The 15,423-nt window shown below is 61.9% G+C and carries 9 protein-coding genes; 4 read left to right on the top strand and 5 right to left on the bottom strand.

All coding sequences use genetic code 11. The annotated features are described in order from the left end of the window. Positions 1-2: 2 nt before the first annotated feature. From ACWDTI_RS23845 to ACWDTI_RS23830, 4 genes are all read right to left on the bottom strand, one after another. Complete coding sequence (locus tag ACWDTI_RS23845; protein ID WP_449740611.1) at positions 3-1,025, bottom strand: hypothetical protein; 1,023 nt, start codon at positions 1,023-1,025, stop codon at positions 3-5. A 46-nt stretch (positions 1,026-1,071) separates the two neighbouring features. Continuing rightward, a complete protein-coding gene (locus ACWDTI_RS23840) occupies positions 1,072-2,784 on the bottom strand; it encodes a SpoIIE family protein phosphatase (RefSeq protein WP_449740610.1) in 1,713 nt (570 codons plus the stop codon). After that, positions 2,741-5,518, bottom strand: coding sequence for a DUF4407 domain-containing protein (locus ACWDTI_RS23835; RefSeq protein ID WP_449740609.1), 2,778 nt, complete (start codon positions 5,516-5,518; stop codon positions 2,741-2,743). The genes ACWDTI_RS23840 and ACWDTI_RS23835 overlap by 44 nt, the downstream gene beginning before the upstream one ends. A 69-nt stretch (positions 5,519-5,587) precedes the next feature. Beyond that, positions 5,588-6,547: an FHA domain-containing protein gene (locus ACWDTI_RS23830; protein WP_449740608.1), complete on the bottom strand. Its 960-nt coding sequence runs from the start codon at positions 6,545-6,547 to the stop codon at positions 5,588-5,590. Between the two features lie 573 nt (positions 6,548-7,120). Between ACWDTI_RS23830 and ACWDTI_RS23825 the strand changes: the two genes are divergently transcribed. From ACWDTI_RS23825 to ACWDTI_RS23810, 4 genes are all read left to right on the top strand, one after another. After that, positions 7,121-7,447 carry a DEAD/DEAH box helicase family protein gene (locus ACWDTI_RS23825; protein WP_449740625.1) on the top strand — a complete coding sequence of 109 codons (327 nt, stop codon included), beginning with the start codon at positions 7,121-7,123 and terminating at the stop codon, positions 7,445-7,447. A gap of 98 nt (positions 7,448-7,545) precedes the next feature. Then, the gene (locus tag ACWDTI_RS23820) at positions 7,546-10,788 is read left to right on the top strand and encodes an alpha/beta fold hydrolase (RefSeq protein WP_449740607.1); all 3,243 of its coding nucleotides are present in this window, start codon (positions 7,546-7,548) and stop codon (positions 10,786-10,788) included. A 608-nt stretch (positions 10,789-11,396) separates the two neighbouring features. Next, a complete protein-coding gene (locus ACWDTI_RS23815) occupies positions 11,397-12,848 on the top strand; it encodes a glycosyltransferase family 39 protein (RefSeq protein ID WP_449740606.1) in 1,452 nt (483 codons plus the stop codon). 127 nt (positions 12,849-12,975) lie between these two features. After that, entirely contained in the window at positions 12,976-14,229 is a 1,254-nt protein-coding gene (locus tag ACWDTI_RS23810) for a fatty acid desaturase family protein (protein WP_449740605.1), read from the top strand. A gap of 144 nt (positions 14,230-14,373) precedes the next feature. Here the strand turns inward: ACWDTI_RS23810 and ACWDTI_RS23805 are convergent, their stop codons facing one another. After that, positions 14,374-15,327, bottom strand: coding sequence for an alpha/beta hydrolase (locus tag ACWDTI_RS23805; RefSeq protein ID WP_449740604.1), 954 nt, complete (start codon positions 15,325-15,327; stop codon positions 14,374-14,376). Positions 15,328-15,423: the final 96 nt, after the last annotated feature.

Raw genomic sequence — 15,423 nt, 5'->3', positions numbered from 1 at the left:
AATCACTGGTCTCTGTTCCCTGACGCCGCAATTCGCTGCGCGCTGTCCCGTTGGTGTCGGTCGAACAGTGACGTCCAATTGGGATGCTGCCGCCGGATGTGGTTGTCGACTTCACGGACATCGCTGATCGTAAGTACATGGTGATCGACCAACCAGCGGCACAGAATGCGTGTAAGACCGCGCGGGTTCTCTCGCCTGAGCCTTACTAAGTCGAAGTGCTTACCCATCTGGTTCGCCAGGTTATTGATGACCCCGTTTTCGGTAATCATGTCGTCGAGGTACTTCTTGATGTAGTCGCGGTTGACAATCTCGGGATCAGGGACGCCGAGGATTGCCTCGTGTTCTCGGAAGGCCAACCAATAGCGAGTGGATCGGTGTGCGCGGAGGTACTTCTTTAGTTCCGCTGTGATATGCGCGTTGTCATCTACTTCGCGCATCGCGTGTCCCGTCGGTACGAGGGTTCCGGACATGAAGTCTTCCTCGTCAGACCCCTCCTTTACTCCGGGGGTGTCGACGAATAGCACGTATGAAGGTCGATCCGATGCGATCGCCCCGGGGGGCGGGCCGACGGCGATGCGGTAGCGCGCGGCAGGTTCGGTTAGTACGAAGCCGCGAGTGTTGGCTACTTCACGGGCGACCTCTTCAGGCTCTCGCTCGTCTCGGGGCAGTTTGTCGAGTACCGCCCCGTATTGACGGCTCCCCAAACGGTTTTGGGGGTCTTCGGCGTCCCGCTTGACTGCATTGTAGGCCAAACTCGTTGACTTCCCGGGCACACACATCGCGACGTAAACGGCGTAGCCGCTGTAGTTCACCAAACGCAATTCACCGCCGCGTTGGAGGTCCCACAGCAGTCCTGGGCACCACGAGTTGCTGAGGTACTTGTCGGCTTCGATGCGATTCAGTGTCCTGCGGTCGAAGGCGGTGAACGTGTTGTTGGCGGTGAACCCTTGGATGCCGGTGTCAAGCGGTGGGGTCACAAACGCCGGAGTAATAAACGGATAGGTGGATTGGTCATCCCGCGACATTGGTCATCCTTCTCATGTTGGTGGGTTTGACACAGCCGGATGCGGGTCAGGTGGCGTCGCGGATGTGCACCACCACGACGGTGACGTTATCGGCATTTGCGGCCGAAGGTCTTTTCTGATGCGCCTGGAGCGCTGCCCGCACGAGTTTCGATGCCTGAGTGGAGGGGGTGGCGTCGATGTGTGCGCTCAGCGTGGCAGCGATCGCGTCGGCGGGGTTGATTGATTCCCACACTTCGAGAAATCCGTCGGTGACCATCACGTAGATGTCGCCTGGGGTGGCCAGTTCGGTCCAGGTCGAGACTCGTGGGGACTGTTCGGCGCGGTCGGCAAAGAAGCCGACAGCGTTGGTCAAGGCCGCGTGATCTGGGTTGGTGGCCGTGACCGGGGCGATTGCCATCGGGGCTTTGCTGTGCGTACGGCGGACCTTGAATACTTGGCTGTCGCCGACGTGTCCCCCAGTAATGGTGGCCGTGTCTGCGTCGTACGCGAGGACGTCGAGTGTGGTGGCAGCGGTGCGGACGGGTGTCCTCCGCAGACGTCGAAGGGCGTGGTCGACGGCGTCGAACACCTCGCGCACCTGGTGTTCGGTGTGCACATGTGGCAGGTAGTCGCGCAGCACGGAGCGGATTGTGGCGGCGGTGGTCACGCCGTCGTCACCACCGCCGACGGCGTCCGCGATCGCGGCTGAGGTGCCTTTGATCAGGAAGACGTCGTTGTTGTTCGGTCGGGTCCCTGCTGAGGTTTCTCCAGCGGCGACGAGAATAGGCGGGACTGCGGTGATCCGGGAGTGCATGGCCGGCATACGCACATCCTTGAGAGGATGCCCGAGCTGGAGTTGGTCTTTCGAATCCGCACGCGCGTGGTTGATCGTCGGGGCCTGACTGTGTCGTCTCGACGCTTGATCGCCGGGGGCGGGAGTCGCTTCCAGTTGGTAGTCCATCTGCCACACCGTCTCGCCGAAGACGACGACGTCGGCGTTGTGCACGACGGCGGGTGGATCGCTTGGTTGGTGCCGACGACCAGAGACGAGGGTTAGTGCGTCTGAGGCTGCCTGTAGCGTCCACAGTCCTGTCAGTCGATCTCGGATCAAGACTGCGTGGCTGCGGCTGACGGTGTCGTGGGCGATGATGAGGTCGCTGTGACGGGACCGTCCGAGGCGGATGATGTCGCCGGTCAGTGCGAGTGCTGGCTGACGGGCGTCGAGTTGGTTGCGCAGGTAGGCGGAGATCGGTTGCTGGCTTTCGGGTGGCATGACTTTGCTCGTGATCTCGTCGTCAGGGTCTTGCTGCTCGTAGTCCGGGTGGCGGACTGTCTGTGTGTCGAATCGGTCGGTCCGCTCGGCGATGTCGGTGAACGGTCCTGGTTGCAAGGGTGCTGCCTGGTAGTGAGCGTCGCGGTCCTTTCTGGTCGTGGGCATCGTTCCGTTGCCGATGGTGGATCGCTGCGGCACCCTGAATGCGGTTGACTTCCAGGCGATCACGCCGAGCGCGAGCGCAACGAGGAGCAGCACGATCGCTACCGCCAAGTGATCGAGCACGACCGCCGGGATCGCTAGCAGCAATACGGCGACACCAGCAATGGTGACGCCACGGCGTGCACGAGTGGTGGCACCGGGATTCGTCGGTGGCTGCGACGATGTCGGCCCGTCGGTGGGTACTACGGAGTCGAGATGGGCTCGGTTGCGGCGCAGTCGTGTTCGATTCATGAGAACTCCATCAATGTGCGGTGACCAAGGAGGGTGCGTCGGGATCATCATCATCAGGACGAAGGTAGGCAGAGTGTTGTGTGCTTGCGCTCCACGATGGGTCCTGCTGCCATTGTTGCTGCGGTACGTGTCCGTTCTGTTGTTGCTGCTGAACGGCGTCGTCGATTGTCTCTAACGGCTTGAGAACGGGATTGGCCTTCTGGTAGCGGGTGAAGCCGCCGACCAGCAGGTCGGCGGGAACCTTCCCGTCCGGAGTGGCCTTCTCGATCTCTGCACGCACATATGACAGCTGCTGACGTAGTTCATCGAGGGTGTTGAAGGCGGCTTCCTGGCGAGCCACGAGGCTGCCGTCGCTGGCAGCGAAGTGGCGCTCTTCAGGTGTCGGGCTTAGGGAGCGCTGCAGTAGAGCTTCCAGGGTTGCAGGCACATGTGCGATGTGGTTCGACAGTGGCGGTGGCGGCTGTTGGCGCAACGTCGTGTAGATAGCGAGCGCATCCGGATGTCTCGCGACGATGCTGGGCAGTTGTGCACCGTGAGCCTCTGCTTCGGCGCGGTGCGGTGGTTGCCCGGTGATCATCTCGTACAGCGTGGCCGCCCACGCATACACGTCAGCGGCCACGAGGTGGGTCGGCCATAAATCGCCGGGCGCGTCCTGCTCGGGTGGGGCGTAGTAGGGGCTGCGCATGCTGATCCGAGAACTGGTGTGGCCCTGCTCGTCAAGAGGACGCGACAGCGCCCAGTCGAACACCTTGGGTGTGCCGTCGTGATCGACACCGACATTGGCGGGTTTGATGTCGAGATGCACTCGTGCCGAGTCGGGGACGCCGGGTTCGACGCGGGTCCACACCGAGCCGACCGCTTCGAGGATCTGCTCAGCGATGTCGAGCGCGTCACGAAGTGTGAAGGCGTTGTCATCGATCAGTTTGTTCTGCCAGGTCTTAAGTGTGTATGGGTACTTCTTTGTGATGATAACTACCTGGTTCTGGAAGACGCCGCTGAAGTAGACGCGGGCGATATTGCTGTTGATGGGCTCGCCGGGAGGGATGGCGTGCAGTTCAGCGCGTCCTTGCGCCTTCTGCTCTCGGCGGAGGCGATCGGCAGCGTTGTACACCTTGAGCACATATTCGACTCCATTATTGGCGGCGGCGTCGACGGCGATATAGAGCTTTCCGTCATGGGTGTCTCCCCACACGGACTTGATTTCCCATTCGCGGTCAGAATTGTTGTCCATCAAAGTGTTGTCAGGGAAGCGTTTTCCGACTCCGATGCCGTAGCCGTCGCGGGGCGCGCGGTCGGGCTCGGGTGCTGGTATAGGTGCGGGGGGCCGTGGAGGTTTCGATGGTGTACGCGATTCGGTGTCGAGTGCGTCGTCGTCAAACGGGCGGTACTGGGTGACTCTGCTGACCGGTGGGCGCGGTGTGGTCGGTGGTCGGTCGCCGCTGGCCGCGTCGTGCCAGCGACGGCTGCGTGAGCGCAGATGCGCGAACGAGGCTTGCAGGTAGCGGCGGGCGAGGTCGTTGACGCCAGGGTCATCGGCGGCTTGGGCGCGTAGCGCGGCGCGGGTGTGGCGGGCGGCGTGTTGTGCGGCGTCGGCAGCGACCTCGTACTCGTGGTCGCGGGTTTTGGCATCCATGCGGTTGCGGTGTTCGCGTTCGTCAGTGGAGTGTGCAACTTCGGCCAGTTCTCCCAACGCCCGGCGTCGAATCTGTTCGGTCTCGGCATATTTGGTGGCGGCGGCTCGGCGCGCGTTCTCCAGGTACGGGGTGTGGGGGGAGAACAGCTTCAGCAGTAATGGAGTGAGATCGACGACGAGGATCACCAGGGTGATCCCCACCCACCAGGACAAGTAGCCCCAGTCGTGGGAGACGAGGCTGACCAGTGCTTTGTGTCGGGTGGCCGCGTTGGTGTCTGCCTTGTTCACGGCCGCGTAGTCGGCGACCTTTCTGTCGATCTCGGCCTGGCTACTGTTCTTTAAGTCAGTCACCCTCTGCTGCGCAGCAGCCGCCGCATCTCGCGACGTGGCGGCTGTCCTCGCAGTGCTCTCTTTGACCTGCCCTGCGTCGCTCTCGGCGCAGATCGAGCGCCCATCAAAGGGTTCGAGGCAGTTGGCAGAATTCGGCGAGGGACCCTCGACGCCGGTTCCGCCCGTTCCCTGATACTCCCGCTCCCACGCGGTGTAGGCCTTGGCCGCTTCGGTGGCGTCGCGGTTTCTGTTCTCGTTGGCGGTGTCACGCGCCATCTCTGCGTCTTTGATCTTTTGGGCGTATTCGGCTTCGACGGTGTTGCTGTAGGCGGTGACGTTTTGAGATTGGATCGTTTCCATCTCGCGATCGATCGCGGAGGTAAACAGCGCGAGGGCAACTGATTCGGAGATAACGTAGCCGACGACGACGGCCATGAAAATGCGGGCGGCGTAGAACCAGAGGGTCTGCCACATTCGCTTTGCCCAATGCTGGGGCCCTGTCAGCAGCTCTCCGTAGTTGATCGAGGCGGTGATCCACCGGTCGATGCAGAACACCGTGGCCGCCCACAGTGTGGCGAGAACGAAGATGAACCAGTAGAGGCGGTGCTGGTAGTTGATCGACCACGCCGCGACGATCACACCTCCGAACGCCAGGGCCGAGGTGAACACGACGCTACCGCCCTGGGAGGCGAGTTTGGCGGCGTCGCTGCTGTTGTCGATCCATGGCATGTGGGCTCCGCCGATGCGTATCAACGCTTTGGTCAGCCACGAGCAGTCGGTGCTGGGGTTGAAAGCGTGACGGCCAGTGGGGATGTCGCTGCTCATGGCAGGGCTCCTCAAAGTGTGTTGGAACCTGAAATCGTTACATAGGCGTCGCAATGGTGCTGAACGAGATCACGGTTTTGGATTGCTCGGTGGACAGTTGGCCGCCGCGAGATAGAAGGTGGCGGACTGGCGGCTGGGAGTGGTGCCGAAGGTGAGGGTGTCTGCGTCCGACAGTCGGTTCCAGGTGCGTCGGGCGACCTGGTGGCCGTTGATCAGTACGCCGGTGCTGCTGCAGTCCTGGTACCACCAAACCCCATCGTGGAACGCGATGGTGAGGTGGTGGCGGGAGACGTGCGGGTCTGCGCTGATGGTGATGTCGCAGTCCGTGGATCGTCCGACTGTGATGTCGGTGCCGACCAGGTTGTAAGGGTGGGCGTCGGGGCCGACGAGAACTGGACCGACGCGGGGTGTGGCGGCGCGGTGGGTACGGTCAGCGATCTCGTCGTTGTAGGGGCGGGTCCGTTCGAGGGAGGTGGTCGAGTGGGGGTGGACGGCGCCAGTGAGGACGAAACGGTGTGCGTGCACTGCGGGGTTGGGGACGATCTGGATCAGAGTGGGCAGGCCGCTGAGGGTGCGTGCGTGGTAGCGGCGGGCGACGTCGGTGGTCTCACGGGTGAGGTCGCTGACGACGTCGTTGATTTCGAACTGGTCGAGCAACTCGCGGTAGTCGGCGGGGTGCAGTTCGATCGTGATGATGTCGGGCAGATACCAGTGGTGATCGGGGTGGCAGCTGGCCAGGGTGTGCAGTTGTTGGGCGGCGTTGTCACAGATGGTCAGGGGCGAGACGTATTGGGGGCGTCGCCATTCGCCGCGTATGAGTTGGATGGCGGCGACGATGATCAGTGCGGACATGATCAGCAACGCGGTGCCGCCGGCGATGCCGCAGGTGAATGCGAAGGTCAGCCACAGCACGGCGAAGGTGGCGACTATGGCGCGGGTGTGGGGTGCCCAAGCGGCCATCCACTGTCGGATTGCGATCAGCGTGTGGCCGACGGGAGCGAGCATGGCGCGAATGGCGGCGAGGTTCATAGTGATGGCGTCTTTCGTGTGGAGCGCGGGTGAGTGATACAGCGAGCATCGAGCTCTCATGCGGCGCCTGTGAACGGGTCGGGACGCGGCAGTGACCTCGCGATCGCACCTGTCATTAGGCACGGGCCGCCGATTACGACATCCCCTCGGAACGTCAGCGCAGGGTTCGCAATGATCTCGTCAGGCGACAAGTCTGCGATCAGGTTGAATATGTCCGCGAGAACCATTGCCGCCCAGGGGTTGGGACGGTGGTCTGCATGACGGTCACTATTCGTCCAAACCGAGACAGCAGTGGCACCGGCCCGTACGGTGCGTGCGCGAGCGGTGCTGCAGGCGAGGACGCGCAGCACTTCGGGCGGCGGGTCTGCATGTTTACCGGCGAGGCGGGCGGTGAACGGCGTGACATCGTAGGCTAGACCGGCGCGGATGAGGAGTGCGTGGAATGTATTCACAAGTGCCACTCCACTGCATTGGCGGGACTGATAGTAGTTCGCGCTTGCGCACCTACGACCTGCGGCCGTGCCCGAATGGGATCTGCAATGACCGGGACCAAGCGGCCTAACCGAGTCCCCGATCGACTGGGCAGACGACGACTTCAACATTGGCGTCGAACGGCTGACCCGCCACCACAAGGCCAAAGAGCACCAGCAGCTCGCCATCAACAAGGTCTTTGCCGTCTTCGCCATCGGCAATGATCGCGGCAACCTGATCATGGCCCGGGGTACCGGCAAGACTTTCGCCGCACTTCGGATTGCCGAGCGCACCGCCACCGCGAATGGTGGTCGAGCGAGAACTGTGTTCTGCGTGCCGTCGATCTCGCTGCAGCACATGCATCCTGATATTGGAGCGCCGATCTCGGACTCAGGACGGTTCATGACGGGAACCCGCAATACCCGGTAGTGTGCGAGGATCCCACTGGGCGGAGCCCGGTCGCCAAGGCGGCGATGTGACGACACGTGGTTGTGTCCTGGCAATGATGATCAGGAGGGAGTCAGGGTATGACGGGCCTTGATGCTGACCTGATACTGATTCACGGGTTTTGGTCCAAGCCGGATACCTGGGATAATTTCGCGGACGCAATAGGGCACGACACACAACTCGGTGGTATTCGCTTGCACCGTTTCGGCTACGAATCGCCAAAAACTCGCTTGCCATTTTCCCATGCCCGGATCCCGAATTTTGACGACATTGCTCAATCAATTCCTGCATATATCGCCGCCAACGCTCCTGCCGGCAGTCCCATCGCCTTCGTTACACACAGTCAAGGAGGGCTAATTCTGCAGCGGTACTTGGCGTGGATGCTTATCGAAGGCCGCGGGCGAGAATTGGAGCGCATTCGGTTAGTAGTTATGCTTGCGTGCCCGAATGAAGGATCTGAGTTCCTGCGGCCCCTTCGAAAGCTTGTGCGATTCTCTCGACATCCTCAAGCTGCCCAACTCGCTGTGCTGAACACGGCAGTAGGTGAGGCGCGCAAAATTGTCCTCCGACAAGTTGTTAGCGCCACGACGGTTGATGATCGGAACTGTCCGATCCCGCTATACGTGTACTCTGGCCGCACCGACAACATTGTTACCAAACAATCTGCCCAAAGTGTCTTTCCTGAGGCCGAGTCTTTGCCTGGTGACCACTTTTCTATAATCGACCCACGTTGCGACGGTAATCTAACGGAACCCACAATCGCAGGCCACCTTCTACGTCATTTATCACCGACGCCGCCGGTGCGTGACCTTACAGGCGCGCTAGGCGAAGACCTCGACGCAAGAAGGCAGAGCAGTCGTATTTCGTACTTGTATGGCTTGCCGGCAGCGGTGAGCGATTTCGTGGGCCGAAACAACGAACTTGCAGCGATACGACATGCTCTCGTATCGGGAAGTCCATCTGCGCCCTACATTGCAGCTATCTCAGGCAAACCCGGCGTAGGAAAGTCTGCGCTCGCCATCCAGGCGGCGCAGTGCGTTGCCGGTCATTTTAGCGACGGCCAGTTGTACGTAAACCTTCGCGGGCAAGGTGGCGAGGCGCTGGACCCGATGGAGGTCATAACCGGGTTCCTTCTTGCGCTTGGCGTCAAGCGCGATGAGTTGGGCCGTCGCGACGATCTTGTCGCTCAGTACCGGTCAGAGCTATATACGCGACGCTGCCTCCTGGTCATAGACAATGCTGCCGACGAGTCTCAAGTTCGCCCACTCGTACCGTCAACCCCGCGCTGCGCCATGATCGTGACGTCAAGGGCCGTGCTCGCGGCGCTCGATGGTGCGACAAAGTTTGATCTCGATCTAATCGGGATGGAAGAGGGCGTAGCCCTGCTTTCCGCCGTCTCGGGCAGGGACCTGACTAACGATAGCGACGCGGAAGTGGTGGTGAGCCTTTGTGGCTACTTGCCGCTCGCAGTGCGAATCGCAGGAGGGTTGTTAGCGCAGAGGCGTTATTGGACTTCGGAGCGGTTACGAACCGAATTGTCTGACGAGCAAAGTCGAATCCGCAAGTTGACAGTGGGAGACTTGGATATTCGAGCGTGCTTCGGCCTGTCACTTCAAGGACTTGAGGCGTTTGACCTAATGGCTTTTCGATCGCTAGCTATTTCTCCCGTTCAAAGGTTCACGGTCCACTCAGCAGCCGACATCTTGGACTATGATCAATCCAAAATGGAGATTGCATTAGAACGTCTGTTCAATGCTCAACTTCTTGAGGCGCGCACAGATGGCTACTTCATGTTCCATGATCTTATCAGGCTGTACGCGAAGCAATTGCCAGGTGACAAGGCCGCGCAATCCATTGCAATTGGTCTCGAAATCGAGTCCCGAATGGCTTCGGAGTTTGAGGAAGCGTACATTAATAGCGCGCGTCTCCTTTACGCTACGACTCAGGTCTGGAACGAGGGAGATTTGAGCGTCCGCACGAGGTTCGACGATCTGTATGTGGACCAAGTCCTGTTATCAATCAGCGATGTGTCCCGTCTGAGTACTTCGGTGGCAGCTCTATATTCTGTCAGTAGGGGTATTATTTTCGGAGATCCGGGCGCAGGAAAGTCGATGCTAGCTCAGCGATTGGTATCTGATCTCCTAACCCCCGCCACACTGAGTGAAATCGGTCAGCGCGTGCCTTTTCTCATTCGGATGCGAGACTGGCGTGAGGGTGAAAACGCCTTGGCCTTCGTAGTGCGAGAGGTACGCCGTACATTCCAAATCGAGCTGACGCCAGCTGTGCTCGAACTTCTGATTCACTCTGGCAGAGTAGTCCTCGTGTTCGATGGCCTGGACGAGATTTCGCAGTCTCTGCGGTCGTCAGTCTCCCGAGAGCTCGGATTCCTGTCGGATAGCTACCCGTTATTGCGGCTACTTATCACGTCCAGGCCAATCGGGTTTGTACCCATTCCCACGGCAGGCGCCTTTGAGATGTACCAAATCGCGCCATGGTCGAAGGCAGAAGCGGTCCATTTTGCAGCGAACTATTTCCGCATTCTCGGCCTCGACAGCCAGGAGGATGAGAGCCTTGAACGCCTCAGCCATGGCTTCGCGCGTGAATTGGAACGCCTCGACACTCTTGGTTCGAATCCGTTGCTCATTGCACAACTAGCGTGGATCTATCGCTCCCAGGGTTACTTGCCACAGCGTCTCGCCGATCTGTATTCGCATGTCATTGTGCAGGTGTTCGAGCGATGGGACCGAGCGAGGGGAATCGACCCAGGCCCTTACGTTGGCGTTTACGGCCAGCGCGTATTCGAGATCCTCGCGGGCGAATCGTTGTTCAGCGAACGATGGCAGAGAGGCTTGCCAAGCTCTTGGGTGTGGAGGACGGCGAGGAACTGGATCGAGTCCACAGTCGGGGTGTCGGCGGACGAGGCCGCTGCTTTCGCCAGCGATTTCGTGGATTTCTATCGCGGTCGGGCAGCGCTGCTGGTTGAGATCGATATCAGCGACCACGAAGAACCTATCTTCGCGTTCGCAACTCCGGTACTGAGGGATTATCTTGCAGCGACATACTTGGTCAGAGTCTCTTCGATAGAGGACTTAGGTAAACGCATAGTGCAGCTTGTTGAGTGGCAGCCTTCGAGCCAAGTGCCCGAATTAGTTCTTCAAGTGGCGGAGTGGAGGCTCGAACGCGGTGCCGAGAGGGTGGCGGTACTCGCCTTGGATGCGGCGCGAGGACAGCGTGGGGAGGCCCTAGTAAAAGAGTTGTTGCGGTCTGTTGCTTTCGACCTGCGCATCCCGCCAGCACTGATCGAGTCGCTGGATAATCCCTGACGAGGGTGGCGCCGCCTCGCGTCGGCCTCCCGGGTCGTAGCAGCACTCTGCCGGGTGTCGATGAATGAGCGGTGGCCCTGTTCGCGGCCGGTCGCTTCGACCTCAGGCAGACAGATTGTGACTGCCCACGGTTTGGATATCGTCGGGATCAGTTGGCCGACAATCTGGTTCGATCCTGGGTAGTTGCGTGCCTTTCAACTGACTATTCGTACGCCTGCTGTGTGTCGTAGCAGAAGAAACTTAGGATGATTAAAACTTGAAGTCGGATCCCCATTGGAACCAAGATTCGCAGACGAGGATACTGACACGCTTAGCTGGAAAGCCGAACTGACAGAAATTGGAAACACGCAGGTTGGCGAGGTCGAGACTGACAAAAGGAGATGGAGCCTACACCCTGCCACTACCGCAGAATATGTCTGAATGCCACCAGGACACACACAGATGGAGCGGTGGCAGCCGCAACGGAAAGGCACACAAGCTGCGCAAGTCGCGTGACGTCCATCGACCACTTCTCGAGCGGTAGCGTCACCTTCATGACCATTACGACCTCCTTGTCGTCCGACACCCGGCCGGCGTGACCGCATCCTGGAACACATGACGGCCCCGAGATGACCGTCGAGCAGTTCGCCCGCGGCCCGGTGTGGGCGGCCGCGGCCGCTCAGGGCGTGCTGCTGACGGTGTTCTCGACCGGCTACGACTACCACCGCGACGAGCTCTACTACCGGATGCTCCGGCCTGCCTGGGGTTATGTCGACCAACCTCCGCTGACGCCGGCCATCGCCCGGATGACACTGCACCTGGCCGACGCGGAATGGGCGCTGCGCATCCCCGCGACGCTGGCGTCGGCACTCTCGGTCGTCGTCGTAGCGATGATCACCTGGCGGCTGGGTGGCGGCCGCACCGCCCAGGCCCTGGCAGCCTGGGGTTACGCCACCGCGATGCTGCCCCTGATGCTCGGCCACGTCCTGTTCACCTCGACGATCGATTTGCTCCTGATCTCGCTGGTGGTGTATGCCCTGGTCGTGGCGGTGCACGGCCACGACCGCTGGTGGGTGGCGGCGGGTCTGATCGCGGGTCTGGCCACCTACAACCGGTGGTTGATCGTGACGGTGGTCGGCGGGCTGGTCGTCGGACTGCTCCTGCTGGGTCCGCGGCAGGCGTTCCGGACACCGTGGCCGTACCTCGGCGGCGTCGTCGCGGTGATCGTGGGCCTACCGAACCTGCTCTACCAGGCCCAGCACGGATGGCCGCAGCTCGAGATGGGCTCGGCGCTCGGCGCGCACAACGCCGCGGGTGTGCGCAGCGGCTTCGTCCTGATGCTGATCGTGATGCTCGGCCCGCCGCTGGTGGCGGTGTGGGGCACCGGGATCGTCTGGCTGCTTCGGTCCGAGCGGCGCCACGTCGACGGCTGGCTCGTGGTCGGCTTCGCCGTTCTGTTGGTGTTCACCTTCGTCGGCGGCGCTCAGCCGCACTATCCGGTGCACCTGTTGTCGGTGATGTACGCCGCCGGGTGCGTGCCCGTGGCACGGTGGGTGTCGGGCCATCGACGCCGACAACAGTTGGTGCTCTGCGTGGTCGCCATCAATGCCGCGGTGTCGATCGTGCTGGCGTTGCCGGTCATCCCGCTGCGCGTCGTCGGTCGCACCCCGGTGGTCCACGCCGGACCGATGGTTGCCGACCAGATCGGCTGGGACCGGTACGTGGCGCAGATCGCCCGGATCTACCACGATCTGCCCGCGCCGCGACCGCCGATCCTGGCCTCGAACTACGGGGAGGCCGGAGCGCTGGCCCGGTACGGTCCCGCACTCGGCCTGCCCGCACCATACTCCGGTCACAACGCGCTCCACGACCAGCGCCGCCTTCCCGAAGACACCGCCGCGATCCTCCTCGTCGGCGGTCAACTACGTAGGGCCGCAAAACTTTTCAGATCATGCACAATTCTCGGGACACTCGACAACGGGCTCGGCGTCGACAACGAGGAGCAGGGTATGCCGGTCGCCCTCTGCGAACATCCGCACGACCCGGGGCAGCTGTGGCCGGCGCTTCGCCACCTGGACTGAGGTCACCGGCGTCGTCGTCCGCTTTCGGCCGCGGAGCGCGGCACACCGAACTTTGACAACCTGCTGCCGCGCAACCCGCGGTCTCGTAGGTTGGAGCGTAGCCTCCAACGACGAAGGGCGGCCTGCCATGGCGATCACTGACATTCCGGTGTACGCGCACCTCACCGAGGCAGACGTGGAAACGTTGGGCGCTGAGCTCGACGCCATCCGGCGCGACATCGAAGCCGCGCGCGGTGAGTCCGACGTGCGTTACCTGCGCCGGACGATCATGGCCCAGCGTGGTCTCGAGGTGGCCGGTCGCGCGATGCTGCTCGGCGCGCACAAGCGCGGTTTCTGGTGGGGTTCGGCGGTGTGCCTCGGGTTGGCCAAGATCGTCGAGAACATGGAACTCGGGCACAACGTCATGCACGGGCAGTGGGATTGGATGAACGATCCCGAGGTGCATTCGACCACCTGGGAGTGGGACAACGCCGGCACCTCGCGACTGTGGAAGCACACGCACAACTTCGTGCACCACAAATACACCAACGTCCTCGGAATGGATGACGACGTGGGTTTCAACCTGCTCCGCGTCACCCGGGATCAGCGGTGGACACCGTTCAACGCGGGCAACCTCGTCTACAACACGCTGCTGACGATGCTCTTCGAGTACGGGGTGGCGGTCCAGCATCTGGAGATCGGGCGCGCCATCAGCAAGTGGAACCGGCCGTGGTTCGACCGCGAGACCTTCAAGGCCGACGCCGCTGACGTCGGCCGCAAGATCGGCCGTCAGGTGGCCAAGGACTACGTCGTGGCACCGCTTGTCGGAATCCCGTTCGGTGGAAAGCAGGGCTGGCGCAGCGCACTGACCGCCACGCTGACGGCGAACCTGATCCGCAACGTGTGGACGAACGCGGTCATTTTCTGCGGCCACTTCCCCGACGGCGCGGAGAAGTTCACCAAACAGGACGTGGACAGCGAGACGCAAGCCGAGTGGTATCTCCGGCAGATGCTGGGCAGTGCGAATCTGTCCGGCGGCCCGGTGGTCGACTTCCTGTCGGGCAACCTCAGCTATCAGATCGAGCATCACATGTTTCCCGACCTGCCGTCGAACCGGTTGTCGGAGATCGGCATTCGGGTGCGCGAGCTGTGCGACAAGTACGACCTGCCGTACACGATCGGACCCCTGTACGTGCAGTACGCGAAGTCGTGGCGGACGATCGCGAAGCTGTCGCTGCCGAACAAGTACCTGCACGACACCTCCGACGACGCGCCCGAGACCGCCAGCGAGAAAATGTTCGAGGGCACCGAGTGGGCCGAACCGCGCATCGACGAGCGGACCGGTCGGCGGTTCGGCCTCAAGACCGCCCGGAAAGCGGTGCACGCTCGGCGTCGTCGCTGAGGACTCGACGCCGCTGGACGGCACCTGCCACCGGATCTTCATCGGGCAGGGTCGGGTGCGGCGGTTCTTGCTTTGTGCGGCGAAAGTATCCGCCGCACCGACACAAATGCGCCGCGTCGACGATGCACCCCGCGGTCGGCGGGCTCAGAAAAACGCCGGCCGGAACGTGGTGTACCAGGACTGCTTGAAGTCGCGCTCCCAGTAGTCCCACCAGTGGGTGCCGTCGGGCGTGATGTGGGTGGTCAGCTTGACGCCGGGGACGAGTGCCACCCGCGGGATGTAGAGCTGCGTGCTCACCGAGGCGGCGGTCTCCAGCGGCACCATCTGTGTGAACCGGACGGGATCGAATGACGGGCTGCCCGGGTTTACCCGCGGGTCGTATCGGCTGCCCAGACCGGACCCTGCCGAGAGGTAGACGTACTTGCCCGCGAGGTTGTTCGCGCTGAGGAACGGGTCGTTCGCGAACCACTCGCCGAACGGGTAGAAGCCCCACATGTTGATCGGATTGCCGCCGACCTCGACCACCGACAGTTGAATGCCTTGGTTGAAGCCCGGGGCGGTGACCGTCGGGTATCCGCTGTAGGACGCCACGGAGTTGTAGAACCCGGGATGACGCGACGCGAGGTTCAGTGCCGACGTGCCCGACATCGACAGGCCGGCGATCCCGTTGCGGCGATTGTCGCTGTTGTGCCTGCGTGCCATGTACTCGGGCAGTTCGCGGGTCAGGAACGTCTCCCACTGATTGACGCCCAACTTCGGGTCCGGGCGTTCCCAGTTCGTGTAGAAGCTTCCGGCACCGCCGAACGGCATGGCCACATTGGTGCCCCTGCCCACCATGAACCTGTCGACGTCGGTGTTGATCAGCCAGCCGCTGTCGTCGTTGGGCGCTCGCAGCCCGTCGAGCAAATACAGCGTCGGTTTCAGCCCGCCGCCACCGTCGATGATGCGGACCGGGATGTTGCGTCCCATCGCCGCCGAGTAGACCAGCTCGGTCGTCCCCGCGGCGCGGGCCACGGGCGCCGTGACCGCAACGATGCCCAACGCCACCATCAGGGCCACAAAGCCGGCGATCAAGCGAGTTCGAGCGAGAGTCACCATAGGGTCGTCCCATCGTCGGACCAGGTTTCGGCTCACCGGTCGCGTGTGTGCCGAGCCTAAGGTCCGATGTGGTTGTTGTGAAGGCCAATGACCGAA

The sequence above is a fragment of the Gordonia sp. NPDC003424 genome (assembly GCF_053588655.1).
The sequence above is the reverse complement of the archived record's forward strand: the minus strand, read 5'-3'. Positions and strand labels throughout refer to the sequence as shown.

Excerpts from the sequence above, each read along its gene's own strand:
- ACWDTI_RS23835 (WP_449740609.1), bottom strand. The coding sequence starts at position 5,518 with ATGAGCAGCGACATCCCCACTGGCCGTCACGCTTTCAACCCCAGCACC.
- ACWDTI_RS23805 (WP_449740604.1), bottom strand. The coding sequence starts at position 15,327 with ATGGTGACTCTCGCTCGAACTCGCTTGATCGCCGGCTTTGTGGCCCTG.
- ACWDTI_RS23845 (WP_449740611.1), bottom strand. The coding sequence starts at position 1,025 with ATGTCGCGGGATGACCAATCCACCTATCCGTTTATTACTCCGGCGTTT.
- ACWDTI_RS23840 (WP_449740610.1), bottom strand. The coding sequence starts at position 2,784 with ATGATGATGATCCCGACGCACCCTCCTTGGTCACCGCACATTGATGGA.
- ACWDTI_RS23815 (WP_449740606.1), top strand. The coding sequence starts at position 11,397 with ATGACCGTCGAGCAGTTCGCCCGCGGCCCGGTGTGGGCGGCCGCGGCC.
- ACWDTI_RS23830 (WP_449740608.1), bottom strand. The coding sequence starts at position 6,547 with ATGAACCTCGCCGCCATTCGCGCCATGCTCGCTCCCGTCGGCCACACG.
- ACWDTI_RS23810 (WP_449740605.1), top strand. The coding sequence starts at position 12,976 with ATGGCGATCACTGACATTCCGGTGTACGCGCACCTCACCGAGGCAGAC.
- ACWDTI_RS23820 (WP_449740607.1), top strand. The coding sequence starts at position 7,546 with ATGACGGGCCTTGATGCTGACCTGATACTGATTCACGGGTTTTGGTCC.